Source organism: Candidatus Symbiothrix dinenymphae, assembly GCF_001431085.1.
Map to the genome: position 1 here is coordinate 1 of NZ_BBRU01000495.1, position 399 is coordinate 399.

The following is a 399-nucleotide window of genomic DNA, read 5'->3' on the forward strand; positions in this document are numbered from 1 at the left end:
GGGACTATATGTGGCCCATCCCTGTCAGTGAACTGAATATAAACTCAAATCTTATTCAAAATCCGGGATGGTAGTCTGAACCACGATTTTTACAAGATTAAGAAGATTAACAAGATGATAGAGAATAATAGATATGAATTATCTTGGCAATCCTGAAAATCTTATTAAAATCAAGGTTCAAGACAAAAGATTAATAATTAAAAAAAATAAAAGATATGAAAAAGTTTAGAGAAATAGCAAAAACAGCCCTTTTGATGCTGTTTGTAGTAGCGGGTTTTTATGCCTGCAAAGAGTCGGACAGGCTCCCTATCGGTTCGGACGATGGTGTTGCGCCCGGACCACCCACATTGGTTGATACGATGCTGCTCAACGGTGGTGTAAGGATATATTATACTCTTC

2 protein-coding genes are annotated in these 399 nt (G+C 37.3%); both read left to right on the forward strand.

All coding sequences use genetic code 11. The features are described from left to right. The first annotated feature begins 8 nt into the window (after nucleotides 1-8). Complete coding sequence (locus tag ASC50_RS08590; RefSeq protein WP_226995411.1) at nucleotides 9-74, forward strand: RagB/SusD family nutrient uptake outer membrane protein; 66 nt, start codon at nucleotides 9-11, stop codon at nucleotides 72-74. A 141-nt stretch (nucleotides 75-215) separates the two neighbouring features. Further along, on the forward strand, nucleotides 216-399 hold a 184-nt coding region (locus ASC50_RS07250; RefSeq protein ID WP_158648484.1), incomplete at its 3' end, for a hypothetical protein.